A 23,522-nucleotide genomic window follows, 5' to 3' on the forward strand; every position below is an offset into this window, starting at 1 on the left:
CTCCGTTATTGCCGAGCGGTTGCGATAGCAATCAGCCGGTAACCGCCATCAATCGGCAGGAAGCTGAAATCAACCGCCGTTCCCACAGGCAGTACGGTGAGCGATGGCGATGAGGGGAGCTGGAAACTCATGGTCATGGGCGGCCAGTTGAGCGCCGGAATGGCCTGGTGTGCGATGGACACCTTGCGCTCATCCCAGGCCTTGATGACGCCCTGGCTATGGATTTCGACGGTAGGTTTTACGGCAGAATGCTGCATCGCCATATCGGCGGCGCTGACGGCAGAGGAGAAAAACAGGGTGATCAATACAACGGCAAAAAAATTACGCATAACGGGTACTCCATTAAATAGTTAACAAACGCGGGTGGCCGTCAGGGACGGCAAAGCGGTTGTCAGAGCTATTCACGGAACCGGCAGAAAACAATCTCCGCCGGCGGGCCTGTTATCGGTGGCGTTTGCCAGGTGTTAAGTGGGATAGAAATTGACGGGGAAAGAGCAATAACGGCCAATTCGCTGCTGACCGGCAAGGCGGCTAACGTCAGGCTGGCATGATCCTGTTGGGCGGACTCAGGGACACAATGTTTCTCGCACAGCGGCCCCTGGGTTTGCATCTGGTCTGACGAAGGCAGGCTGTTTTGCATATGCATCATATGCTGGGCCATAGGTGCTTCACCGCTGAACTGCAGGTTGCAATTATGGCTGGCCAACGCCAATTGGGTATTCAACAACAGCCAACTGACGACCAATAGCCATGCACAGGCCCGCTTTTTAGCGAAGCGCAAACGGTGCATGGATAAAGAGATGGACGCCAAAGCCGACATCAGGTGATTCCAGAGTATGGGATAGCCGGATTATATAGGCCATGTGCTTGCGCAGGAATGGAATTTACACCCGCTGACAAAGCCGCGTTTGCCAGTTGACTGGAAATAAAAATACTTTGATATCAATCAACCGGCGGTGTCTCAGCCAAAGAAAAACCCAGCACGGAGGCTGGGCTTGATACGGGGAAACTCACCGACGGAAGGTTATTTGGTTAACGCGATAATACCCAGCGTCAGACCGGCAACCGCCGCTGCACCACCGGCGATAGCGCCTGCGGTTTCCCAGTTATCCTGAGTGGTGCCTTTCATACAGGTGTTGGTGTGCACCAAACGCCCCTGATCGTCATAGACCGGGACACAAGGTGATTCAGTCGCGCACCCAGCCAAAAATACCGACAGCAGCCCAACTGCAATTAACTTTTTCATACTATTGCCTCAATGTTCGGTCACTCTGAAATGCTACGCCGAGTGATATTCGCGCTATTGAGCCATTGTATGCGCAAAAGGCTGAACGAAGCGTTAATGATCCGTCAGAAGATGTAATTTGAGATAACTCCGAGCGGCCAACCGGCAGGATCGACAGGCATTAAAAAGCCCGCGAAAACGCGGGCTTTATTCTAAAACCTTGAGCCGGTATTACTTCTGCAGCTTACGCATGACCAGCGTGGCGTTGGTGCCGCCGAAACCGAAGCTGTTGGACATCACGGTAGTCAGCTCGCGTTGAGTCGGCTGAGTCACGATGTTCATGCCTGCGGCTTTCTCATCCAGGTTTTCGATGTTGATGCTCGGCGCAATAAAGCCGTGCTCAACCATCAACAGGCTGTAGATCGCTTCCTGCACGCCGGCGGCGCCCAGTGAGTGACCGGTCATGGCCTTGGTGGAGGAGATTGCCGGGGTGTTGTCGCCAAACACTTCACGAATAGCGCCCAGTTCCTTCACATCGCCAACCGGCGTAGAAGTCCCGTGCACGTTCATGTAGTCGATTGGGGTGTCAACGCCCTGCATTGCCATCTTCATGCAACGCACTGCGCCTTCGCCTGATGGCGCAACCATATCGGCACCGTCGGAGGTCGCACCGTAGCCGATGATCTCGGCATAGATGTGTGCGCCACGCGCCAGAGCATGTTCCAGCTCTTCTACTACCACCATACCGCCGCCGCCGGCGATGACGAAACCGTCACGCGCTGCGTCATAGGTACGGGAAGCTTTTTCCGGGGTATCGTTGTAGCTGGTGGACAGAGCGCCCATCGCATCGAACTCACAGGCCATTTCCCAGCACAGTTCTTCACCGCCGCCGGCAAAGACTACGTCCTGCTTGCCCAGTTGGATCAGTTCAACCGCGTGGCCAATGCAGTGTGCAGAGGTTGCGCAGGCAGAGCTGATGGAATAGTTAACGCCACGAATTTTGAACGGGGTTGCCAGGCAGGCGGAAACGCCTGAAGCCATGGCTTTGGTCACCATGTACGGGCCAACGCCGCGCAGGCCTTTGGCACGCATGCCGTCGGATCCGGCAACCTGGTTGCGCGGAGAGCCGCCCCCTGAGCCAACTACCAGACCGGTGCGATCGTTGGAAACCTGATCGGCAGCCAGACCTGAGTCTTTGATGGCTTCTTCCATGGAAAGATAGGCATAAACGGACGCATCGCTCATAAAGCGCATCACTTTACGGTCGATCAGACCGGTAGTGTCCAGTTTAACATCGCCCCATACGTGACTACGCATGCCGGAATCTTTCAGCTCCTGGGAGAAAGTGATCCCAGAACGTCCTTCCTGCAGGCTCGCCAGGACCTCCTGCTGGTTGTTACCAATGCTGGAGACGATTCCCAGGCCAGTAATCACTGCACGTTTCATTCAGTACCTCTTCCACATTTTTACATTCGGGATTTTGCATCGCACTTTAGCGTACAGATGTACGCCGAACAAGTCCGATCAGCGTTTTTCAGCTTTATTCTTATCCAGTTTGCGCCATAGCGCCAGCGCCGTTAGAATCCCGTCACCCCTTGAGTTACGAGCAACCAACCGTGAGCCACGCCCCGATCCAAACCGCAGCGTTATCCTGGAATGAACAGGGTACACCTGTTTCGAAACAGTTTGATGACGTCTACTTTTCTAATCAGGATGGGCTGGAAGAAACCCGCTACGTGTTTCTCAAGGGCAACCGGCTGCCGTCACGTTTTGCCGAACACCCTCGCCCGCTGTTTATCGTGGCGGAAACCGGCTTCGGCACCGGACTTAATTTTTTAACCCTGTGGCAGGCCTTTGCCGATTTTCATGCCACAACGCCGGATGCCACGCTGCAGCGGCTGCACTTTATCAGCTTTGAAAAATTCCCGCTGCTGCAGGCCGATCTGGCGGCGGCACATGCCCGTTGGCCAGAGCTGGCTCCCTATGCCGACGAGTTACGCGCCCAATGGCCGTTGCCGCTGCCGGGCTGCCACCGCCTGTTGCTGGCGGAAGGCCGCATTACGCTGGATCTGTGGTTCGGTGACGTGAACGAATTGCTACCGCACTTCGACGCCAGCATGCACCGCCAAATCGATGCCTGGTTCCTCGACGGCTTCGCCCCGTCGAAAAATCCGGATATGTGGACCGAGCAATTGTTCGCCGCCATGGCGCGCTTTGCCCGGCCGGGGGGCAGCCTGGCCACCTTCACCGCCGCAGGTTTTGTGCGGCGCGGGCTGCAGCAGGCCGGATTTGAAGTCATAAAAAGCAAAGGTTTCGGCCAGAAACGTGAAATGCTGATTGGCGAGTTACCTGCCGATGCACCAGCGGTGGCCCACCCCACGCCCTGGTTACTGCGCCCGGCGGCGGAAAGTACCGACGATATCGCTATCATTGGCGGCGGCGTTGCCAGCGCCTTGACGGCCCTCGCCTTGCTGCGCCGTGGTGCGAAGGTCACGCTGTACTGTGCCGATCCTCAGGCGGCCGAAGGGGCATCGGGCAACCGTCAGGGAGCGCTTTATCCGTTGCTGAACGGCCGCGGCGATGCCCTGGAGAATTTCTTCAGCGCCGCTTTCCTTTTTGCCCGCCGCCAGTACGACGCACTGGTAAAACAGGGCGTGACGTTTGACCACCAGTGGTGTGGCGTCAGCCAATTGGCCTATGATGAAAAAAGTGCCGGGAAGATTGCCAACATGCTGGCGGTTGAATGGCCACAACAACTGGCCGTGGCAGCCGATCGCACCACGCTCAGCGCCCTGTGCGGTATCGACAGTGGTTTTGGCGGCATTAACTACCCACAGGGTGGCTGGCTGTGCCCGGCCGAGCTGACGCGCAATGCGATAGCCCTGGCGCAACGTCAGGGGTTAAGCTGTCACTATGAGTCTGACGTCCAAGCCCTGGCCGCCACCGACACCGGCTGGCAGCTCAGTTTCAACCAGGGTGAAACCCGACAGCATGCGACGGTGATCCTGGCCAACGGCCACCGGCTTGGCGAACTGGCGCCCAGCGAAGCGCTGCCGGTTTATGCAGTGCGCGGTCAAGTTTCCCATATTCCCACCACCCCAGCGCTGAGCGAATTGAAACAGGTGCTGTGTTACGACGGCTATCTGACGCCGGTCAATGCCAACAACCAACAGCACTGTATCGGTGCCAGCTACCAGCGCGGCGAAACCATCACCGAATACCGCGAGGAAGAACAGCAGGATAACCGTGCTCGCCTGCTGCGCTGCCTGCCTGAACAGAGCTGGCCAGCACAGGTTGATGTCAGCGGTCAGCAGGCCCGCTGCGGCGTGCGCAGCGCCACCCGCGATCACCTGCCGATGATCGGCGCGGTGCCAGACTATCAGGCTACGCTGATGCAGTATCAGGATCTGCAGCGCCAGCATCAACGCGGCGAGGCTATCGCCAATGCACCGAGCTATCCCAATCTGTTTGTGATTGGCGCGTTGGGTTCACGTGGGCTGTGCTCGGCACCGCTGGCGGCGGAAATTTTGGCGGCGCAGCTGTTCGGCGAACCCTTGCCGGGCGACGCAGACATGCTGGCAGCATTGAATCCTAATCGGATGTGGGTAAGGAAACTACTGAAGGGGCGTGCGGTTTAATGGCGGTTTTACGAGGCGCTGTTTTCAGCGCCTCGTAAAACGGATCAGGCGGTCGGCAGTGCGGTTTGGTACAGATTTTCCCACATGCCATACACCAACACCTGGTCCGGCGGCGACAGCTCACCGGCAGCAATGGCTTTATGCAGGCTGCTTTCCACCTGCGTTTTCAGCGCTTCGGCGCTGTGTTCGCCCAGCTCTTCCACTTCGGCAACCGCCAGCGTCAGATGACCGCGCAGGTAGCCACCGGCAAACAGTTCATCATCGCTGGCGTGCTCTACCATGTCATCAATCAGCGCCAAAATGCGCGCTTCAAATTCTGCGATCATCAAATTTCCTCATTAAATAACAAACTGACGGTCAGTTGAGATCTTCCGGATAGGGGAAAAGCTCAGCCGTCAGCGGTGGCGTATTGTAAAACGATTGTAACGCCTGAATAAAGCGCGCAGGTCTTGTGGGTATTCCCTGTTCCAACAGCAACAGTACCCGTTCGCGTACCTTACGCTGGAAGGCGATTCGATCCGGTTCGCAGTCACCGTTCAGGTTGTCGCAACTGACGTTGAACGGGAATCCCGCCGCCACGCAGAACATCCACTCCAGCGACTGCGGCTTGATTTCTACCGCTTCAAATTCGCTTTGCGTCTGTGCGTCGCGCCCGTCCGGGCAGTACCAGTAACCGAAATCGACCAGTTTACGGCGCTGTTCACCGGCAATGCACCAGTGAGAAATCTCATGCATGCCGCTGGCGTAATAGCCGTGGGCAAAGACAATACGGTGGTACGGCAGTTGGTCGTCGGCCGGCAAATAAATCGGCTCATCGTCGCCTTTAACCAGCCGGGTGTTGTAATCATCACTGAAGCACTGATTAAAGATATCAATCAGCTGTTCGTATTGATGGGTAGCCTGTGTGTCTGACATAAACAAATCCAATAACCACAAAAATAAAACGGCAATTATTTCATGTTACCGCTCGCTTGGCATGCTAAAAATGCAACGCCAGCCACTGCTGAATTTCCGTACCGTGATTGTCGTACAACAGCTTGCAGCTCATCACCAGAGAAACGATGACGATCATCGGGCGGATCAGCTTTTGCCCACGGGTCATCACCATATGCGCCCCGAGGCGCGCCCCCAGCACCTGCCCTACCAACATCACCAGACCGATACTCCACACCACCTTGCCGCCGATGATAAACAACACCAGGCTGCCAAAATTGGAAGTGAAGTTCAGCACCTTGGCGTGAGCGGTGGATTTGGCCAGGTTAAAGCCGCACAGCGTCACATAGGACAGCGCGTAGAAGGAACCGGCGCCAGGGCCAAAGAAGCCGTCATAAAAACCCACGCAGCCCCCGGCCACCAGCCCGAACGGCAAGGCGCTCAAACGACGCTGTCGGTCACTCTCCCCCAGACGCGGGGTCAGCAGAAAGTACAGGCCGATGCCGATCACCAGCAACGGCAACATTTGCCGTAGCAGATCGGCACGCATGTGCTGCACCAGGATCGCCCCGGCGACAGAACCGATCAGCGCCAACAGAATTGTCAGCTTTTGATCGTTGAGATCAACGGCTCGTCGGCGGATGAAGTACAGGCTGGCGGATAAGGAACCACCCACCGACTGCAGTTTGTTGGTTGCCAGCGCCTGCGCGGGAGACACCCCCACCGCCAGCAGTGCCGGTACGGTCAACAACCCCCCCCCACCGGCAATGGAGTCGATAAAGCCCGCCAGCAATGCCACCACAAACAAAACCCCGAGCATCTCGGGGCCAACGACGAACCAATCCATTTATTATTCCGCAGCGAAATGGTTATTCAGCAAAGCCTGACAGGTAGGCGGTAATGGCGGCGGTACCGGTTTACCCGGCTTGGCACTCGGCTGATGCGGAATGAACCAACTTGCCAGTTCGGCACCACAGCCGTCGCCCGGCGGTGGGGTATCCTGTTCTTTACACTCCAGGCTACCGGCCGGACAACGCAGGCGCACATGCATGTGCGCACGATGGCCAAACCACGGCCGCACCTTGTGCAACCAGTCACGATCGGCACCGGCATCCAGGCACAGGCGCTGCTTGATCGCCGGGTTGACGAAGATCCGCGTCACTTCCTGATCCTGCGCAGCTGCTTTGATCAAAGTTTCAATCTGCGGCTGCCACTGGCGCGCAACCACCTGCTTACCGTCACTGGAAACCAAGTCGATCGGTTGCGGCTTCAGCAATTGCTGTGCACTCCAGCGTTGACGCGGCAACTGTAACCAGATGTCGACATCAAGCCCTGACTGATGGCTGGCATGGCCACTGCTGAAGCGCCCACCGGCCGGCATCGCCATATCGCCGATCAGTACCGTACCGAGGTTTTTTTGGTTCGCCTTACTGCTCAGGCGCTGGATAAACGCCAGCAGATCCGGATGGCCGAAGTAGCGGCGTTGATCGGGGCGCATCACCTGATAATCCGGCGAATTCAACGGCAGCGGCTGGGCACCGATAATGCAACCATTGGCAAAACCGCCCACCGCCTGCGGTGAACCGGCCACCGGGTTCTCAATTTTCTGCCACGGCGTCAACGCCATGGCGGAGCCCGAAGCCATCAGGGCAAGGATGCCCAACATCCAGTTTTTCATGGTGATTACCAGCGTGGGACGTTAGAAACTACATCACCGTTCTGCGCACGTTGGCGCAACAGGTGATCCATCAGCACAATCGCCATCATCGCTTCGGCAATCGGTACCGCACGGATGCCTACGCAAGGGTCATGGCGACCACGGGTAACCATTTCCACCGCTTCGCCCTGGCGATTGATGGTTCTGCCTGGCACCATAATGCTGGAGGTCGGTTTCAGCGCCAGATGGGCGATCACCGCCTGCCCACTGCTGATACCGCCGAGGATGCCGCCCGCATGGTTGCTCTGGAAACCTTCCGGGGTGATTTCATCGCGGTTTTCGCTGCCGCGCTTGGTCACAACGCTAAAGCCGTCGCCAATTTCCACGCCTTTTACCGCATTGATGCTCATCAACGCATGCGCCAAATCCGCGTCAAGGCGGTCAAACACCGGTTCGCCAAGGCCTACCGGCACGTTTTCTGCCACTACGCTGACCTTGGCACCAATGGAGTCGCCCTCTTTCTTCAATGCGCGCATCAGTTCGTCCAGGGCTTCCAGCTTGTCCGGATCCGGACAGAAGAACGGATTCTGTTCGACCTGCTCCCAGTCTTTCAGCTCGCAGACCACGTCGCCGATCTGCGCCAGATAGCCACGCACCTGTACGCCAAATTTCTGCTGCAGGTATTTCTTGGCAATCGCCCCCGCTGCAACACGCATGGCGGTTTCACGCGCCGAAGAACGGCCGCCGCCACGATAGTCGCGCACGCCGTATTTTTGTTCGTAGGTGTAGTCTGCATGCCCCGGACGGAACACGTCCTTAATGGCACCGTAGTCCTGCGAGCGCTGGTCGGTGTTTTCGATTATCAGCCCGATGCTGGTACCGGTAGTCACACCTTCAAACACGCCGGAAAGAATACGGACCTGATCCGGCTCGCGGCGTTGGGTGGTATAACGCGAGGTGCCTGGACGACGGCGGTCCAGATCGTGCTGCAAATCAGCTTCGGTAAGCGGAATGCCCGGTGGCACACCGTCTACGATACAGCCCAGCGCCACACCGTGAGATTCACCAAATGTGGTGACGCGGAAAATCTGCCCAATACTGTTTCCTGCCATCGCGGATCCTTACCCTTAATTATTATCTTTGTTGGGCCCGCGAGGACAGGCCCGGAGAATGCTTAGCTGCGGTAGAGGCTGAAATGCTCTTTGCAATCTACCAGTTGCTGTTTGGTCAGCATGAACACCCCGTCACCGCCGTTTTCGAACTCCAGCCAGCTGAACGGAATATCCGGATACTGTTCCATCAGATGTACCATGCTGTTACCCACTTCACAAATCAGCACGCCGTCGTCGCTCAGGTAATCCGGCGCACAGGCCAGAATGCGACGCACCAGCTTCAGACCGTCGCTACCCGCCGCCAGACCCAGTTCAGGTTCAAAGCGGAACTCTTCCGGCAGATCGGACATGTCTTCTGCATCAACGTACGGTGGGTTGGTGACAATCAGATCGTACTGGATCGCCGGAAGATCGCGGAACAGATCGGAACGGATCGGAGTCACCTGCTGTTCAACGCCCAGCGCCTGAATATTGCGCTCGGTCACCGCCAGCACGTCGGCGGAGATGTCTACCGCGTCCACTTCCGCATCCGGGAAAGCATAGCCGCAGGCAATGGCAATGCAGCCGCTGCCGGTACACATGTCGAGAATATGGCTCGGCGAATGAGGGATCAATGCGCTGAAGCGATCGTTGATCAATTCGCCAATCGGGGAACGCGGTACCAGCACGCGCTCATCGACATAAAACTCCAGGTCGCAGAACCAGGCTTTGTTGGTCAGGTAGGCTACCGGAATGCGCTCGTTGACGCGGCGGATCACGCGTTCAACGATGCGGTGGCGTTCGCTGGAGGTCAAACGTGCAGTGTGCATGTCCTCTGGAATATCCAGCGGCAGGAACAGGCTTGGCAGCACCAATTGCACCGCTTCGTCCCACGGATTATCGGTTCCGTGACCATAGTAGATATCGGCGGCGTTAAAACGGCTTACTGTCCAACGCAGCATATCTTGAATGGTGTGCAGTTCATTCACTGCTTCCTCGACGAAAATTTTGTCCAATTTGCCCTCCGGCAGGCACTGTGATTCATGATTTAGCCGCATAGTTTGCCATGAAGCCCGCGACAAATCACGCTAACCCCTTGCGCTTTTCATTTTGGCGCGAATTTTGCGTCGACAGATACCCGCGACACGGTAAACTACCGCGATAAATGATTTCCGGTGAATGAAAAATGAAGAACAAGCACCCTCTGAGCAAAGATGAATTGCAGCTCTTCAGAGAGTCGGTAGTAGACGCAAAAAAGCTGCGTCAGGACACCATTGTCCACCGTAAACCCAAGCCAAAAACCAAACAGATTGCCCCGCAGCGCCTGCTGCAGGAACAGGTGGACGCCAGTCATTATTTCTCGGATGAATACCAACCGCAGTTGGAAGAGGAAGGCCCGACGCGCTATGTTCGCCCCGGTTACAGTGCTTTTGAGCTGAAAAAACTGCGCCGCGGTGACTATTCACCGGAGCTGTTTCTCGATTTGCACGGCCTGACCCAAATGCAGGCCAAGCAGGAACTGGGCGCACTGATCGCCGCTTGCCGCCGCGAACACGTGCACTGCGCCTGTGTGATGCACGGCCACGGCAAGCATATCCTTAAACAGCAAACCCCGCTGTGGCTGGCGCAGCATCCCGACGTACTGGTGTTCCACCAGGCGCCCAAGGAATGGGGCGGGACCGCGGCCATCTTGCTGCTGGTCGAACTGGCCGAGTAAACTGCAGAAATGACAAAGGGCGATATTTAACATCGCCCTTTTGTTTGGAACCGGCCTGCGGCCCCTACACTTTAGCCATCACCTGCGACGGACTGACCTGCCATTCAAATTTACCGCAGCTACCGTCTGCCGCCAAATCAACGTTGGCGATTGCCGAGGTGGCAAACATCGGCGGACATTCACCCGGGCAAAGCTCAGCCACCAGGTAACCCACCAGCGGCAAGTGAGAGACAATCAGCACCGAGCTGATCCCCTGCTGTGCCAGCACCTGCAAATAACTGCCCACCAGGCTGGCGTCCCCGCCCGGCGTCAACTCAGGCAGCACTTCTTCGCTCGCCGGCAAGGTCAAGGCTTCGCGCACCGTGGCCAGCGTCTGCTCGGCCCGCAGATAGGGGCTGACCAGCACTCGTTCAATATCCACAGACTTGGTATTTAACCAGGCCGCCATCTGACGTGACTCATCACGGCCACAAACAGTAAGAGGTCTTACCGAATCGCTGGCCGCATCGAGTGCCGCCTCTCCGTGACGCATAATCAAAACTTGCATATTGCACCGCTGTTGTTGACAAAATAACGCTATACAGAAACGCCGAGCGTGCTGTATCGCCGAGTTTTACAACCCCAAAGCAAAAGCTTTGAAACGATAACGCGCCGTCTCTCTATGGCGGCCGGGCATTTTGCCTGAAAGTTCACGTAAAGAAAACGCTGTTTTTTACATCAAAGGCGTCTCGACACGAATTCAATGCTCACATAATAACCAATTCAACAGGTTAAATTTTAACCTTCTCAACATGAATTTTATTGATGGCGGCCAGTTTTACACCGCCATCGGGCTACGTTACCTCGTCCCTATCCCCCTGTACAGCGAGTGGAATTGCCGGTAGTGCAAGGAGTGATAACGATCACAAAGCCCCTTGATCCTACTCTAGTACAAATCACGTCACCGCGCTGCTCAAGACCCCTGCGGATAGAAGCGCTCGCCCTGCTGGGCCATGCGCTGCAAACGTTCACAGGGCGCAAAATATTCCCCGTGCTGGCGCTGCAGGTACTCCAGCGTTTTAACCACCTTCTCGACGCCCAGCTGATCCATATAACGGAATGGCCCGCCAAGGAACGGTGGGAAGCCAATGCCGAACACTGCGCCGATGTCACCGTCGCGTGCGCTACGGATCACACCTTCATCCAGACAGCGCGCCGCTTCGTTCAGCATCATCATCACGCAGCGCTGGGCAATAACCGCCTGCTGCAAATGCGACTTCGGTGTAATGCCAAGCAGAATATATACCGAGGTATCGGCGCGTTTGTGCCGTTGACGTTGCTGGCCTTCGCTCGGATACAGATAGAAGCCACGGCCGTTCTTGCGCCCTTTACGTCCGTCTTTCAACACCGCATCGAAGGCCGCCGGGGCGGCAAAGCGCGGACCCAACTGCTCCACCAGTACCGGACTTATCTTGGTACCGACGTCAATACCCACTTCATCGAGCAGGGTTATTGGCCCGACCGGGAAGCCGAAATCGACCAGCGCCTTGTCCAGAGATTCGATCGGCTCACCTTCCAACAGACAACGCGCTGCTTCATTTATATAAGGAGCCAAAATGCGGTTAACGTAGAAACCGGCGCGATCGGCAACCACAATCGCCGTCTTGCCTTGCTTGTGCGCCAACGCCACGGTGGTGGCAATGGTTTCTTCGCTGGTCGTGGCATGGGGGATCACCTCCACCAGCGGCATTTTATCGACCGGGCTGAAATAATGCAGGCCGATCACCTGCTCCGGCCGCTGCGCCTTGGCGGCAATCTGGCCAATCGGCAGCGATGAGGTATTGGAGGCAAAAATAGTGTGCGGGGCCGCGTGTTGTTCGATTTCGGCTACCATCTGCTGCTTGAGCGACAAATCTTCAAACACCGCCTCAATTACCACGTCCACCTGATCAAAACCGCTGTAATCGGTCGAGCCGGAGATCAGCATCATCTGTTTTTGTCGCTCTGCCGGGCGCATGCGTTTACTGCGAACCCTTTTGCTGAGCACATCCCAACTGTATTTTAACGCGTGATTAATGCCCGTTTCGTTAACGTCTTTAATTCGTACCGGCAGGCCGCCGCGCGTAGCGGTCACGCAGGCAATCCCACCGCCCATCAAGCCACCGCCCAAAATGCCGATACGATGCAATGCGTGAGGTTGCGCATTACCACCGCGCTCTTTCTTCAACGCGGTAGAGGCAAAGAACAGGCTGCGTAACGCCGCTGACTGCGGGGTCATAGCCAGCTCGCCGAAGGCTCTGGCCTCGGCTTCATAACCGCTGGCGCTACCACTATCCAGGCCGGTACGCACCACCTGAATAATGCGCTCCGCCGCCGGATAGTTACCGTGCGTTTTCGCCAGCGTTTTCTTGCGTACAATGCTGAACAGCAGGCTTTTACCCAAGGGGCCGTTGAGCAAACGCTCCTGCCATGGCAATTCGCGTCGGCTCTGCCAGCCCTGTTTGACTCGTTCGATGGCGGTCTGCAGCAAGATCGATTGCGGCACCGCGTCGTCCACCAGCCCCAGACGCAGCGCCTGGCGCGCCCGAATGTGTTTGCCGGTCAGGATCATGTCCAGCGCCTTGCTGGCACCAATCAACCGCGGCAAGCGCTGAGTGCCGCCGGAACCCGGCAGCAAACCCAACTGAACTTCCGGCAGGCCGAGTGCGGTTTTATCATCCAGTGAGCAGACGCGGCCGTGGCAGGCCAAAGCCAGCTCCAGGCCGCCACCCAGGCAGGCACCGTGAATGGCTGCCACGACCGGAACCTGGAATGCCGCAATCTGTGCCAGGGTGCTTTGGCCTTTTTTCGCCAGCGTTTCGGCTTCTTTGGCTGTGGTACAGGCGGCAATCATGGTGATATCCGCACCGGCAATAAACGAGTCCGGCTTGCCGGAAACGATCACCAGCCCTTCCAGCGCTGGATGCTGCTGCGCGCGGATCAGTACGTCGTTGACCTGTTCGACAAACTCGGCCTTCAGCGTATTGACCTTCTCGCCGGGGACATCAATGGTGATCACGCCTATATTATCCGGACGTATCGTCAGCTGAAAGGCTGAGGGTTTGGCTCGCTGTTCGTGCAATGCGTTTTCAAAACTCATTATTCCACCTCTACGATCATTGCGGCCCCTAACCCCCCTGCCGCGCAGGCGGTAGTCAATCCCAGCCCGCCACCACGGCGTTTCAGCTCGTGCAGCGTTTGGGTGATCATGCGCGCGCCGGTAGCGGCAAACGGGTGGCCATAGGCGATCGAGCCGCCCAGTACGTTGAATTTATCCATATCCACTTCACCAATCGCCCGGCTGCGACCCAATTTTTGCTGGGCAAACTCGTCACTGGCAAACATCTTCAGGTTGGCCAGGGTTTGTGCGGCGAAAGCTTCATGCATGTCGATAAGCGTCAGATCAGCCAGGCCGATACCGGCGCGATCCAACGCCAGCGGTGTAGCATAGGACGGCCCAAGCAACATATCTTCCCACACGTCGATGGCGGAGAAGGCAAAGCTGCGCAGGTAGCCCAGCGGCTGTAAGCCCAGCTCTTTCGCCCGCGATTCACTCATCATCAGTACCGCCGCCGCACCGTCGGTCAGGGGGGTGCTGTTGGCTGCGGTAACGCTGCCATGCTTGCGGTCAAATGCCGGTTTCAGCTTCGCGTAGGAAGCCAGGCTGGAGTCTTTGCGGACGTTGTTGTCTTCGCTAATTTGGGTGCGATACGGCGGCACGTAGGCGGTCATCACCTCATCGTGCAGCAGCCCCTGTTCCCAGGCTTTGGCCGCTAACTGATGCGAGCGGTGCGCCAACGCATCCTGCTCTTCACGGGTGATGCCGTGGCTTTTCGCCATTTGTTCGGCGGTATCGCCCATTCGCAGACCCGTAGAGTATTCCGCTACCGCCGGGGGAACCGGCATCAGGTCACGGAACTTCAGTCGGCTGAACAATTTGAGGCGCTGTGACAGGGTACGGGCCTTGTTAACGTCCACCAGCGTGCGCGCCAGCGCTTTGCTGACGCCAATAGGCAAAACGGAAGAAGAGTCAGCGCCGCCGGCAATACCGATGCTGATGCTACCGGCCATAATGCTCTCAGCCACGTTGGCAATCGCCTGGAAGCTGGTGGCGCAGGCACGCGACACGCTGTAGGCATCGGTATGCACGCTCATGCCGGTGCCGAGCACGATTTCACGCGCAATATTCGGCGCTTCCGGCATTTGCACCACCTGGCCGAACACCAGTTGCTCGATCAGCGCCGGATCGATGCCAGTACGGGCCAATAGTTCACTCACCGCCGTTTTACCCAAATCTACCGCCGGAATACCGTGATAAGCGGTCGCCTGTTTGGCAAAGGGGGTGCGCAGTCCATTTACAATCGCAATACGGTCACCGTGACGGGTCACCAACGGCAGTGCCTTACTCATAAACGCTCCTGAAGAGAATAACGTCAGCACAACGGCCAAAAGAGGTCTGACCTGATGGGGCCATTGTTAACCAAATGTTTACATTTGGCAAACCGTCAGAAGCGAAAACTGAGAGCAGGAGCAACTTTCCAGGGAGGGATTGTCGGACAGGTGAAGGTGCGGGTAAGTCCCGCACCCTTTTAAAGCAGCAATTAACGCAGGCCGAGCTGGAAAATAAAGGTTTCTGCCTGGCAGGCAAAGGTGAAATCAGCCACCAGTTCTACACCACCGTCAACCGGTTTAATGCTACTGCTGATGTCGCAAGGGTCAGATTCCACACCCCGGGCTTTTTCAGTCAACGCGGCCAACATTTTCTCTGCATCCTGCTGATTGTTAAACACCTGGCTGTAGGACGCGGTGCAATCGGTATTGTCCATGACGGTGCCAACGTCAACACAGCAACAAGCGGCAGTTTCCTGGGCGCTACATTTATTAAGTGAATTTGACATGGTTAATTCTCCTCAGGGACCGCCATTACGCGCATCCAAATTGCCATTTAAACGCTGGCGCAAAGATACAAGGTTCTGCGCCTATTTTACTCTGCGGCGAAACCGATCACTAGCACTTACTTTTTATAGGTGTTTTAAGTGATGGAAATCACAAATGAAAATCGTTGTCTGCTAAGGAATGGTAAGAATTTTGTTATGTACCACTGGTTTTTTGTTAGCCAGATCTCTCTTTTGATATCAATTTGGAAATATTTCAAAAACAATGTTGCAACATTCTCACAGGTCGGACCTATAATTCAGCCACTGGTCTGATTTGTCTGAATGAGATCGGACCCTACAATCGCGCGCTTCCTTGTTACCTTATGTAACATGTTTAAATAATAAACACATAATGAGGTTTTGGTCATGAGCCAGAAAAACCTATTTACTAAATCAGCTCTCGCAGCTGCAGTGGCAATTATTTCTTCAAACGTGTCTGCCGCAGGATTCCAGCTGAATGAGTTTTCATCAGCTGGTTTAGGACGTTCGTATTCTGGCGAAGGCGCCATGGCAGATACTGCGGCTTCCGCCAGCCGTAACCCGGCCCTGTTGATGATGTACACCCGCCCGGAACTCTCCCTTGGCGCGGTATTTATCGATCCGGACGTGGACATTACCGGCAAGTCACCTTCCGGTGCCAGCCTTGACTCCAAGAACATCGCCCCTACCGCCTGGGTGCCAAACCTGCATTATGTTCAACCGATTAACGATCAGTTTGCCGTAGGCGGCTCTGTCACCAGCAACTACGGCCTGGCGACCGAATTCAACGACGGTTACACCGCCGGGGCTTACGGTGGTAAAACCGATCTGACCACCGTGAACCTGAACCTGAGCGGGGCTTATCGCCTCAATCAACAATTCAGCTTCGGCCTGGGCTTCGATGCGGTTTACGCCAAAGCCAAGCTCGAGCGTTATGCGGGTGAAAGTGGTGCAGCCCTCGGAATGCCGGCTGATACTCAAATCTCTCACCTGAAGGGCGATGAATGGGGCTTTGGCTGGAACGCCGGCCTGCTGTATGAAGTCGACGAAAACAACCGCTATGGCTTAACTTACCGTTCAGAAGTGAAAGTCGACTTCGACGGCGACTACAAAAGCAGCATTCCATCCCGCTTTAACCCGCTGCAGGGAAGAACCGGTCTGCCATGGGGGACCGATGGCAATACCATTCCTGGCTCTCTGACTCTGAACCTGCCGGAAATGTGGGAAATCTCGGGTTACAACAAGGTTGCGCCACAGTGGGCTGTCCACTACAGCCTGGCTTACACCAGTTGGAGTCAGTTCCAGGAGCTGAAAGCTACCGGCAACAACGGTCAAACGCTGTTTGAGAAGCATGAAGGCTTCAAAGACGCTTACCGTATCGCGCTGGGTACCACCTACTTCTATGACGATAACTGGACCTTCCGTACCGGTATCGCCTTTGATGACAGCCCGGTGCCGGCCCAGAACCGTTCTATCTCTATCCCGGATCAGGACCGCTTCTGGCTGAGCGCAGGTACCAGCTACGCATTCAACAAAGACGCCTCTGTTGACGTCGGTGTTTCCTACATGCACGGCCAGAAAGTCACCATCAAAGAAGGTCCATATACCTTCGAATCCGTGGGCAAGGCCTGGCTGTACGGCGCCAACTTCAACTACCGCTTCTAATCCTTTCGACGATGAAGCCAAAGCGCCCTGCGGGGCGCTTTTTTATTGCCTACTATTTGCCGGGCGAAAAAAAACCCGCCAGTCGACGGGTTGTTTCTGTTCGCTAACCGAAGTTATTGCGAGTCGATCTCGTCCAAATCACCCTGGATCGCCTGGGCGTTCGGGTTAACTTCCGGTTTCAGTGAACCACCGTTCGCCAGGAAATCGTTGCGCTGGAAGTAGGCCTCACGCACCATCAGGTATGGATCGGAAGAGTTACGCAACAGGCCGTCGGAATCGAGCAGCTCGGCACGGGTTTCAATCCCCTCAACCACCCACTTGCCTGCCGACATCCAGAAGGTCAGGTAGCTCAGCACCGGATAAAGGTCATCTGCCCAGTCACCGCCCTCTTCACGCAGGGTGAAACTGCCATAGCCCGGCAACATCACATAAGGACCATAGCCGACACCGTAGTGCCCCAGAGTGCTGCCGAAACGGTTCGGCTCTTCGCGTGCCAGTTTCGGGTTAGCCATGCCAGCCACGTCGATCAGGCCGCCCATCCCCAACAGGGTGTTGAGGAAGAAACGGTTAAAGTGGATCATCCCCTTGTACGGATCACCTTTCAGGAAGGAGTTGACCATGCTGGCCGGCTCTTCCAGGTTGGAGGTGAAGTTGCTGATGCCATTACGCGCCGGCATCGGCAGATAGTCACGCCAGGCCACGGCCACCGGGCGCAGGACATACGGATCCAGGACGTTATAGTTAAAGTTGAACATCGTCCGGTTAAATCCTTCCAGAGGATCGGATCGCCCTTGTGGTTCATCTTGTGGCGTGCTGGCACAGCCCACCAATAACACCGTTGTGAAAGCCAGCCCAGTCAGGCGAAAGTTCATATTCTTCTCCATGAAAACACGTTCGGTCTTTTTATTCAGGGGACCTGTTTGTTTATCTGAACGTCAATCTGCTCTTTACCGCTGAAATTCTGCAGCGCACTCTCACCGAACCAGTCACCCGCCTGTGGCGTGGCCAGACCGTCCTGAGAAATCCGCACCCGCACCTTGACCTGATGCTGGGCCGAAAGCAGCCGCTCAGGCATCATGGCATTGCTGTCATCCAGAGAGAATGACAGGGGGAAACGGCTTAAAGGCAGTTGTTTTACCGCCACCGGCACCGGATTGGTGCCATCGGTCACCGAGATTACCAGCGTCCCCTGCGGCGGCAAAGCGTTAGTCGCCTGCGGCGATAACGTCACGTTAACGCCAAGTTTAACAGTTTCTCCGCCTGCCTGTGTTTTTGCTTGTGCAATACTGCGCTTTATCACTTCGGCGCGTTGATCATTGGCCGGCAACAGTTTCAGCATGACCTGCCAGGCACCAATAGCCTGCTTGAAATCGCCCTGTTCAAAGGAATTAAACGCCAACAGGCTCAACACGCGCAGATTGGTATGATCTTCGGCGATCATCTTGCGCAGCATCTGGGTAGCCTGCTTGTTATCCTCTGGATCGTTGGAGCGCGTCAAGACTTCCGCATAACCGAGGCGCACTTCCAGACTATTCGGATCGAGTTGATAAGCATGGGCGAATGCCTGAGTGGCGGTGGTGGCGTTATTCAATGCCATGCCGACCCGGCCCAGCATCATCCAGTCGTTGATATTGCGGTCGTCCTGTTGCAACGCAGTACGCAGCCCCAGGCCGAGACGAGCAATCTCTTCCATGCTCAGCGGTTGGGCGCGTTCATTGCTAACCCGAGCGCGCAGTTCCGGCATTTGAGCTTCCACCTGCTGCCAGTCCAGCACCTGCGCCAACCCACCGGTTTTCAGATAGAAGCCCAGGGTGACCACCACCAGTAACGCTACGCCGGGCACCAGTGCCCAACGGTTGATCGGCTTCGCCTGCGTGTCCTGCTGACCGGGGATATCATTGAGCAGATTTTGCTGCAGTTCCTTCACCATCTCCGGACGCTCGGTAACCACGCCCTGATCCTCGTCCTGCTCCAGTTCGTGCAGACGATCCTGATAAAATGCTTTATTCAGCGTATCGCGGCTAGCGGCAGTGCTTTTGTCACTTTGACGCATCGCCGGCACCACCAGTAACGCCGCAGCGCCGACCAGCAATACAATAATAATCAGCCAAAAAGCCATTAGGGTTTCTTCCTGTCAGTCTCTTTCAGCAGCGCTGCCAAACGCTGTTGCTCCTGCTCGGAGAATTCATCGTTAGCGTTAGCAGCACCGGCGCGGCGACGGCGAGTGCGCAGTATCACTACCGCCCCGCCGATCAGCACAAACAGCAACGGGCCAAGCCACAGGATCAGCGTCGCCGGCGTCACCGGCGGTTCGTAGGTGACGAAATTGCCGTAGCGCGCCACCATGTAATCGATGATCTGCGGCTTACTCTGCCCCTGCATCATCAGCTCATACACCTTGGTGCGCATGTCCGCCGCAATGATGGCATTAGAGTCGGCAATGCTGTTGTTCTGGCATTTCGGGCAGCGCAGCTGCTCGGTCAGCTCACGGTATTGCTGTTCCTGCTCCACCGATTTGAACTGATAGGTATCAATAGCCGCAGCCGCGCTCCAGCTCAGCAGCAGAGCGAAGACCAGGGTCATCAGCCTCATGCCTCACCCCCGTATTTTTTGTACAGCGGCAACACTTCCTGCTGCCAGACGCGCTCATTCATATCCCCGGCGTGGCGATAGCGAATAATGCCTTGTCCATCGATCAGGAAGGTTTCCGGCGCGCCATACACGCCCAGATCCAGCCCCAGCATGCCGTCGCCGTCATACAGGCTGAGCGCATAAGGGTTACCCAGCGAGTTTAGCCAGGTCACCGCCTTGCTGCGATCGTCTTTATAGTTCAGCCCCACTACGCGGATACCGCGCGCGGCCAGCGTATTGAGATATTGATGTTCGGCACGGCAGGTCGGGCACCAGGTGGCCCAGACGTTCAGCAGCATGGGTTTACCATTGCGCAGCACCGCCTGATCGTAAGTCTTGCCGGGGCTTTCGAGCGATTCCAGTTTGAAGGCCGGTACCGGTTTGCCGATCAACGCCGACTCCAGCATGGTCGGATCCTCGCCACCGGCATTGCGCGTCAGTTGCACCATAAACGCTGCCACCAGCAGCAGGAACAGGATTAACGGGATAAACAGCAGCTTACGGTTCATGCCTGCTCCTCCAGTTTGCCTTCACGCTTGAGTTTTTTGCTCATCCGATAGCGCGGATCGAGAATACAAAGGATACCGCCGACCGCCATAAATACCCCACCGAACCAGATCCAGCGTACGAAGGGTTTATAGTACAACCGCACGGCCCAGGAGCCGTCGTCCAGCTCTTCGCCCAGTGCCGCATACAGGTCACGGCTGAAGCCGCCGTCGATGGCCGCTTCGGTCATCATGCTGCGCGCCACGCTGTAGTAGCGTTTCTCCGCGTGCAGCGTCGCTTCCGGCTTGCCGTTACGCGTGACGTCGATGATACCGACGCCGCCGGTATAGTTCGGTCCACGGATATCGTGCACATCACGGAACACAAAGTGATAGTTATGGATATCCACGCTGTCGCCAGCCTTCATGCGGACGTCGCGTTCCACGCTGTAGTTCTGGCTAAAGGCAATACCGATTACCGTCACCGCGACGCCAAGGTGACCCAGCACCATGCCCCAGTGACTGCGGGAAAGATGGCTCAGGCCACGCCAAAAACCGTGGCGATGAGTAGCACGTTCGTGCAGTTCCATCAGCGTAAGGATAATGACCCAGACCGCCATAATCAGCCCCACCACCGTCATACCGGCGATGCTGTCTTGCAGCAGCCACGGCAACAGGACTGACAGCACCAGCGTAATCACCAGCGCCACGCTCAGGCGACGCCACAGCTTGGTCGGTTCATCACGGCGCCAGCGCACCAACGGGCCGATGCCCATCAGCAAGGCCATCGGGGCCATCAGCCAGGTAAACATGGTATTGAAGAACGGCTCGCCGATAGAAATACTGCCCAGGCCAAGCTGTTTATGCACCAGCGGCAACAGCGTGCCCAGCAACACCACCAGCGTCGCGGCAATCAACAGTACGTTGTTGCCCAACAGGAAGGTTTCACGCGAGAAGGTTTCATGCTGAACCCGGCTGCGCACCTGGCCGCCTTTGACCGCGTACAGCAGCAAAGAACCGCCGATCACAATCACCAGATAGGCGAGAATGAACATGCCGCGCGCCGGATCGGAGGCAAAGGAGTGTACCGATACCAGCACGCCGGAACGCACCAGGAAGGTGCCCAGCAAGCACAGCGAGAAGGCGGTAATCGCCAGCAGCACCGTCCAGGCCTTGAAAGTCCCGCGTTTTTCGGTCACCGCCAGCGAGTGCATCAGCGCCGTACCGGCCAGCCACGGCATAAATGAAGCGTTCTCTACCGGATCCCAGAACCACCAGCCGCCCCAGCCCAGTTCGTAATAAGCCCAGGCAGAGCCCAGCACGATACCCATGGTGAGAAACACCCAGGCCGCGGTAGTCCAGGGACGCGACCAACGTGCCCAGGCGGTATCCAGCCGGCCGGCCATCAGTGAGGCAATAGCAAAAGCAAAGGCCACCGAGAAGCCGACATAGCCCATGTACAGCAGTGGCGGGTGGAAAATCAGGCCGATATCCTGCAGCAGTGGATTGAGGTCGCTGCCGTCGATCGGGAAATTCGGCAAGGTGCGGGTGAACGGGTTGGAGGTCATGATAATGAACAGCAGGAAACCCGCGGTAATCATGCCCATCACCGACAGCACGCGCGCCACCGCGTCTTGCGGCATCGCACGGCTGCACAACGCCACCGCCAGTGACCAACAGCTGAGCAGCAACACCCACAGCAGCAGTGACCCTTCATGGGCGCCCCAGGTAGCGGCGATGCGGTAATACACCGGCAGTTGCGTGTTGGAATTGGCGGCCACATAAGCCACGGTAAAATCATTGACCACAAAGGCATACACCAGGCAGATGAACGCCAGCGCGATAGCGGCAAACATGCCGTAGGTCAGCGGACGCGCCACCGCCATCATGCGGCGATCCTGACGCGCTGCGCCCCACTGCGGGTAAATGCTCAGCAGCAGCGAAATCGCCAGCGCCAGACACAGCAGAAAACTTCCCGTTTCCGGCATCATGATTTAGCGCCCTCGTTCTGCGGGGTGGCGTAAGCCGAAGCCGGCCCCTTATGGTTTTCTTTCATTGCGTCGGCCACCTCCGGCGGAGTGTATTTTTCATCGTGTTTCGCCAGCACTTCACGCGCATTGACCACGTTGCCTTCGCCCAATACGCCCTGCGCCACCACGCCCTGCCCCTCACGGAACAAGTCCGGCAAAATACCGGTGTAGGTGACATCGATGGCACCGCGCGCATCGTAGACCTTGAAGCTGACCTGCAGCGTTTTCTGATCGCGTTTTACCGAGCCAGGCATCACCATGCCGCCGATACGCAGACGTTGGCCCACTTCCGGCTTTTCATGATTTTCGCCCTTGCCCTGCAGAATTTCGCTCGGGGTATAAAACAGATCGATGTTGGAGCGCAGCGCATACAGCATCAGGGTCGCGGTAAGCGCAACGCCGATCAGCACTACGATCGCCAGATACAGGCGACTTTTACGACGTGGATTCACAATGATTTCTCCCGCGGGTTGGCGGATTTTTGTTTCGACTGTTGCGACTGACGAATGCGCCGTTCGCGCGCCTGACGGCGGCCGATTTCATCGAGCAATTGCCGGCGCTGCCAGAAAGTATGCGCCACCAGGCCCAGCAGCGAGAGCAGCGTAACGGCCACCGCCAACCAGACGTAGAAGGCGTAGCCCCCCATGGCGAAAAACGCCTGCCAGGAAGTAAATGCGGCATTCATGGTTGGCGCTCCTTATTGACCAGCCCGGCGACCCACGGACGCTTACTTTCCTGAGACAAAATCAAATTGCGCAGGCGCATCAAAGTAAGAGTAATGAAGAACAGCAGGTAGCCGAGGATCGCCCAGCGCAACGGGGTGCGCATGCTTGGGGCGATGCTCTGTTGCATATTGGTCGACCCCTGATGCAACGTGTTCCACCATTCGACCGAGAAATGAATAATCGGGATGTTCACCACCCCCACCAGCACCAGAATACCGGCGGCGCGGCCCGCCAGGCGGCGATCCTCAAAGGCGTTGTACAACGCGATAATGCCGATATACAAGAACAGCAACACCAACTCGGAGGTCAGGCGCGCGTCCCACACCCACCAGGTGCCCCACATCGGCTTGCCCCAGGCAGAACCGGTGACCAGGGCAATAAAGGTAAATACCGCTCCGACCGGCGCCATCGCCGCCACCACCGTATCGGACATTTTCATCTGCCACACCAGGCCGATAAATGCCGCTACTGCCATGGAGCCATAGATCCCCATCGACCACATGGCGGCCGGCACATGGATATACATGATGCGGAAGCTGTCGCCCTGCTGATAATCCTTGGGTGCAAAACCAAAGCCCCATACCCAACCCAGCAGCAGGCAGGCCGCTCCGGCCAGCCCCAGCCAGGGGATAAAACGGCCACAGACACGATACAGCCGTTCAGGCTGGGCAAACTGATGTAACCATTTCCACATTGTCGTCATTGCTCACGGTAAATTTATACGGTGGCCGCCCTGTTGACCAAGGCGACGAAAATTACTGGTGCGGTGCAACACGCTCTTGATGGCGTTA

General features: G+C 56.8%; 25 protein-coding genes. 3 read left to right on the top strand and 22 right to left on the bottom strand.

The window, feature by feature from the left end:
- Positions 1-5: 5 nt before the first annotated feature.
- The 4 genes from SERS4_RS0117960 to fabB all read right to left on the bottom strand — a co-directional run bounded on the left by SERS4_RS0117960 (position 6) and on the right by fabB (position 2,671).
- Positions 6-329, bottom strand: coding sequence for a copper-binding protein (locus SERS4_RS0117960; protein ID WP_017893530.1), 324 nt, complete (start codon positions 327-329; stop codon positions 6-8).
- 68 nt (positions 330-397) lie between these two features.
- Positions 398-820 carry a hypothetical protein gene (locus SERS4_RS0117965; protein WP_017893531.1) on the bottom strand — a complete coding sequence of 141 codons (423 nt, stop codon included), beginning with the start codon at positions 818-820 and terminating at the stop codon, positions 398-400.
- Positions 821-1,024: 204 nt separating this feature from the next.
- Positions 1,025-1,246 carry a hypothetical protein gene (locus SERS4_RS0117970; RefSeq protein WP_004947462.1) on the bottom strand — a complete coding sequence of 74 codons (222 nt, stop codon included), beginning with the start codon at positions 1,244-1,246 and terminating at the stop codon, positions 1,025-1,027.
- A gap of 210 nt (positions 1,247-1,456) precedes the next feature.
- The gene (gene fabB, locus SERS4_RS0117975; protein WP_012146081.1) at positions 1,457-2,671 is read right to left on the bottom strand and encodes a beta-ketoacyl-ACP synthase I; all 1,215 of its coding nucleotides are present in this window, start codon (positions 2,669-2,671) and stop codon (positions 1,457-1,459) included.
- Between the two features lie 170 nt (positions 2,672-2,841).
- On the opposite strand from fabB, the gene mnmC reads away from it, so the two are divergent.
- Positions 2,842-4,863 carry a bifunctional tRNA (5-methylaminomethyl-2-thiouridine)(34)-methyltransferase MnmD/FAD-dependent 5-carboxymethylaminomethyl-2-thiouridine(34) oxidoreductase MnmC gene (mnmC, locus tag SERS4_RS0117980; RefSeq protein WP_017893532.1) on the top strand — a complete coding sequence of 674 codons (2,022 nt, stop codon included), beginning with the start codon at positions 2,842-2,844 and terminating at the stop codon, positions 4,861-4,863.
- A gap of 44 nt (positions 4,864-4,907) precedes the next feature.
- Here mnmC and SERS4_RS0117985 read toward each other — a convergent pair whose 3' ends face one another.
- The 6 genes from SERS4_RS0117985 to prmB form a co-directional block, all read right to left on the bottom strand.
- Positions 4,908-5,189: a YfcL family protein gene (locus tag SERS4_RS0117985; protein ID WP_012146083.1), complete on the bottom strand. Its 282-nt coding sequence runs from the start codon at positions 5,187-5,189 to the stop codon at positions 4,908-4,910.
- Positions 5,190-5,220: 31 nt separating this feature from the next.
- The gene (locus tag SERS4_RS0117990; protein WP_012146084.1) at positions 5,221-5,778 is read right to left on the bottom strand and encodes an elongation factor P hydroxylase; all 558 of its coding nucleotides are present in this window, start codon (positions 5,776-5,778) and stop codon (positions 5,221-5,223) included.
- 64 nt (positions 5,779-5,842) lie between these two features.
- Positions 5,843-6,643: a sulfite exporter TauE/SafE family protein gene (locus tag SERS4_RS0117995; RefSeq protein ID WP_017893533.1), complete on the bottom strand. Its 801-nt coding sequence runs from the start codon at positions 6,641-6,643 to the stop codon at positions 5,843-5,845.
- Positions 6,644-6,646: 3 nt separating this feature from the next.
- A complete protein-coding gene (gene mepA / locus SERS4_RS0118000) occupies positions 6,647-7,474 on the bottom strand; it encodes a penicillin-insensitive murein endopeptidase (RefSeq protein WP_012146086.1) in 828 nt (275 codons plus the stop codon).
- 5 nt (positions 7,475-7,479) lie between these two features.
- On the bottom strand, positions 7,480-8,565 hold the full coding sequence (gene aroC / locus SERS4_RS0118005) for a chorismate synthase (RefSeq protein ID WP_012146087.1): 1,086 nt from the start codon (positions 8,563-8,565) through the stop codon (positions 7,480-7,482).
- A gap of 62 nt (positions 8,566-8,627) precedes the next feature.
- Positions 8,628-9,560 carry a 50S ribosomal protein L3 N(5)-glutamine methyltransferase gene (gene prmB, locus SERS4_RS0118010; protein WP_037410747.1) on the bottom strand — a complete coding sequence of 311 codons (933 nt, stop codon included), beginning with the start codon at positions 9,558-9,560 and terminating at the stop codon, positions 8,628-8,630.
- 170 nt (positions 9,561-9,730) lie between these two features.
- Between prmB and smrB the strand changes: the two genes are divergently transcribed.
- Complete coding sequence (smrB, locus tag SERS4_RS0118015) at positions 9,731-10,261, top strand: endonuclease SmrB (RefSeq protein WP_012146089.1); 531 nt, start codon at positions 9,731-9,733, stop codon at positions 10,259-10,261.
- Positions 10,262-10,325: 64 nt separating this feature from the next.
- On the opposite strand, the gene sixA is transcribed toward smrB, so the two are convergent.
- The 4 genes from sixA to SERS4_RS0118035 form a co-directional block, all read right to left on the bottom strand.
- On the bottom strand, positions 10,326-10,808 hold the full coding sequence (gene sixA, locus SERS4_RS0118020) for a phosphohistidine phosphatase SixA (RefSeq protein ID WP_017893534.1): 483 nt from the start codon (positions 10,806-10,808) through the stop codon (positions 10,326-10,328).
- A 405-nt stretch (positions 10,809-11,213) separates the two neighbouring features.
- Positions 11,214-13,379, bottom strand: coding sequence for a fatty acid oxidation complex subunit alpha FadJ (gene fadJ / locus SERS4_RS0118025; RefSeq protein WP_017893535.1), 2,166 nt, complete (start codon positions 13,377-13,379; stop codon positions 11,214-11,216).
- Entirely contained in the window at positions 13,379-14,689 is a 1,311-nt protein-coding gene (gene fadI, locus SERS4_RS0118030) for an acetyl-CoA C-acyltransferase FadI (protein ID WP_012146092.1), read from the bottom strand. The genes fadJ and fadI overlap by 1 nt, the downstream gene beginning before the upstream one ends.
- Before the next feature lie 191 nt (positions 14,690-14,880).
- On the bottom strand, positions 14,881-15,177 hold the full coding sequence (locus SERS4_RS0118035) for a YfcZ/YiiS family protein (RefSeq protein ID WP_026142466.1): 297 nt from the start codon (positions 15,175-15,177) through the stop codon (positions 14,881-14,883).
- Positions 15,178-15,582: 405 nt separating this feature from the next.
- Here SERS4_RS0118035 and fadL point away from each other — a divergent pair, with 405 nt between their 5' ends.
- Positions 15,583-16,860: a long-chain fatty acid transporter FadL gene (fadL, locus tag SERS4_RS0118040; RefSeq protein ID WP_026142467.1), complete on the top strand. Its 1,278-nt coding sequence runs from the start codon at positions 15,583-15,585 to the stop codon at positions 16,858-16,860.
- 113 nt (positions 16,861-16,973) lie between these two features.
- Here fadL and mlaA read toward each other — a convergent pair whose 3' ends face one another.
- Genes mlaA through SERS4_RS0118080 form a run of 8 tightly spaced genes read right to left on the bottom strand, consistent with a single transcriptional unit; the run spans position 16,974 to position 23,425 of the window.
- Complete coding sequence (gene mlaA / locus SERS4_RS0118045; RefSeq protein WP_012146095.1) at positions 16,974-17,732, bottom strand: phospholipid-binding lipoprotein MlaA; 759 nt, start codon at positions 17,730-17,732, stop codon at positions 16,974-16,976.
- Positions 17,733-17,767: 35 nt separating this feature from the next.
- Positions 17,768-18,979 (bottom strand): c-type cytochrome biogenesis protein CcmI, encoded by a 1,212-nt coding sequence (gene ccmI, locus SERS4_RS0118050; protein ID WP_017893538.1) that lies wholly within the window; start codon positions 18,977-18,979, stop codon positions 17,768-17,770.
- Positions 18,979-19,452, bottom strand: a complete 474-nt coding sequence (locus SERS4_RS0118055) for a cytochrome c-type biogenesis protein (RefSeq protein WP_012146097.1) — start codon at positions 19,450-19,452, stop codon at positions 18,979-18,981. Before SERS4_RS0118055 ends, ccmI begins: the two co-directional genes overlap by 1 nt.
- Complete coding sequence (locus tag SERS4_RS0118060; protein WP_012146098.1) at positions 19,449-20,000, bottom strand: DsbE family thiol:disulfide interchange protein; 552 nt, start codon at positions 19,998-20,000, stop codon at positions 19,449-19,451. Before SERS4_RS0118060 ends, SERS4_RS0118055 begins: the two co-directional genes overlap by 4 nt.
- The gene (locus SERS4_RS0118065) at positions 19,997-21,967 is read right to left on the bottom strand and encodes a heme lyase CcmF/NrfE family subunit (RefSeq protein ID WP_017893539.1); all 1,971 of its coding nucleotides are present in this window, start codon (positions 21,965-21,967) and stop codon (positions 19,997-19,999) included. The genes SERS4_RS0118060 and SERS4_RS0118065 overlap by 4 nt, the downstream gene beginning before the upstream one ends.
- Positions 21,964-22,458, bottom strand: a complete 495-nt coding sequence (ccmE, locus tag SERS4_RS0118070; RefSeq protein WP_012146100.1) for a cytochrome c maturation protein CcmE — start codon at positions 22,456-22,458, stop codon at positions 21,964-21,966. The genes SERS4_RS0118065 and ccmE overlap by 4 nt, the downstream gene beginning before the upstream one ends.
- Positions 22,455-22,691 carry a heme exporter protein CcmD gene (ccmD, locus tag SERS4_RS0118075; RefSeq protein WP_012146101.1) on the bottom strand — a complete coding sequence of 79 codons (237 nt, stop codon included), beginning with the start codon at positions 22,689-22,691 and terminating at the stop codon, positions 22,455-22,457. Before ccmD ends, ccmE begins: the two co-directional genes overlap by 4 nt.
- On the bottom strand, positions 22,688-23,425 hold the full coding sequence (locus SERS4_RS0118080) for a heme ABC transporter permease (RefSeq protein ID WP_017893540.1): 738 nt from the start codon (positions 23,423-23,425) through the stop codon (positions 22,688-22,690). The genes ccmD and SERS4_RS0118080 overlap by 4 nt, the downstream gene beginning before the upstream one ends.
- Positions 23,426-23,522 lie beyond the last annotated feature (97 nt).

It is taken from the genome of Serratia sp. S4, assembly GCF_000347995.1.
GTDB lineage: Bacteria > Pseudomonadota > Gammaproteobacteria > Enterobacterales > Enterobacteriaceae > Serratia > Serratia quinivorans.

Bases quoted from the DNA above. Each gene is read 5' to 3' on its own strand.
- SERS4_RS0117960 (WP_017893530.1), bottom strand. From the start codon at position 329: ATGCGTAATTTTTTTGCCGTTGTATTGATCACCCTGTTTTTCTCCTCT.
- fadJ (WP_017893535.1), bottom strand. From the start codon at position 13,379: ATGAGTTTTGAAAACGCATTGCACGAACAGCGAGCCAAACCCTCAGCC.
- ccmD (WP_012146101.1), bottom strand. From the start codon at position 22,691: ATGAATGCCGCATTTACTTCCTGGCAGGCGTTTTTCGCCATGGGGGGC.
- sixA (WP_017893534.1), bottom strand. From the start codon at position 10,808: ATGCAAGTTTTGATTATGCGTCACGGAGAGGCGGCACTCGATGCGGCC.
- SERS4_RS0118035 (WP_026142466.1), bottom strand. From the start codon at position 15,177: ATGTCAAATTCACTTAATAAATGTAGCGCCCAGGAAACTGCCGCTTGT.
- SERS4_RS0117985 (WP_012146083.1), bottom strand. From the start codon at position 5,189: ATGATCGCAGAATTTGAAGCGCGCATTTTGGCGCTGATTGATGACATG.
- SERS4_RS0117970 (WP_004947462.1), bottom strand. From the start codon at position 1,246: ATGAAAAAGTTAATTGCAGTTGGGCTGCTGTCGGTATTTTTGGCTGGG.
- fadI (WP_012146092.1), bottom strand. From the start codon at position 14,689: ATGAGTAAGGCACTGCCGTTGGTGACCCGTCACGGTGACCGTATTGCG.
- ccmI (WP_017893538.1), bottom strand. From the start codon at position 18,979: ATGGCTTTTTGGCTGATTATTATTGTATTGCTGGTCGGCGCTGCGGCG.
- SERS4_RS0118060 (WP_012146098.1), bottom strand. From the start codon at position 20,000: ATGAACCGTAAGCTGCTGTTTATCCCGTTAATCCTGTTCCTGCTGCTG.
- SERS4_RS0117995 (WP_017893533.1), bottom strand. From the start codon at position 6,643: ATGGATTGGTTCGTCGTTGGCCCCGAGATGCTCGGGGTTTTGTTTGTG.
- SERS4_RS0118065 (WP_017893539.1), bottom strand. From the start codon at position 21,967: ATGATGCCGGAAACGGGAAGTTTTCTGCTGTGTCTGGCGCTGGCGATT.
- mepA (WP_012146086.1), bottom strand. From the start codon at position 7,474: ATGAAAAACTGGATGTTGGGCATCCTTGCCCTGATGGCTTCGGGCTCC.
- SERS4_RS0118055 (WP_012146097.1), bottom strand. From the start codon at position 19,452: ATGAGGCTGATGACCCTGGTCTTCGCTCTGCTGCTGAGCTGGAGCGCG.
- fabB (WP_012146081.1), bottom strand. From the start codon at position 2,671: ATGAAACGTGCAGTGATTACTGGCCTGGGAATCGTCTCCAGCATTGGT.
- aroC (WP_012146087.1), bottom strand. From the start codon at position 8,565: ATGGCAGGAAACAGTATTGGGCAGATTTTCCGCGTCACCACATTTGGT.
- fadL (WP_026142467.1), top strand. From the start codon at position 15,583: ATGAGCCAGAAAAACCTATTTACTAAATCAGCTCTCGCAGCTGCAGTG.
- smrB (WP_012146089.1), top strand. From the start codon at position 9,731: ATGAAGAACAAGCACCCTCTGAGCAAAGATGAATTGCAGCTCTTCAGA.
- SERS4_RS0117990 (WP_012146084.1), bottom strand. From the start codon at position 5,778: ATGTCAGACACACAGGCTACCCATCAATACGAACAGCTGATTGATATC.
- mlaA (WP_012146095.1), bottom strand. From the start codon at position 17,732: ATGAACTTTCGCCTGACTGGGCTGGCTTTCACAACGGTGTTATTGGTG.
- SERS4_RS0118080 (WP_017893540.1), bottom strand. From the start codon at position 23,425: ATGTGGAAATGGTTACATCAGTTTGCCCAGCCTGAACGGCTGTATCGT.
- SERS4_RS0117965 (WP_017893531.1), bottom strand. From the start codon at position 820: ATGTCGGCTTTGGCGTCCATCTCTTTATCCATGCACCGTTTGCGCTTC.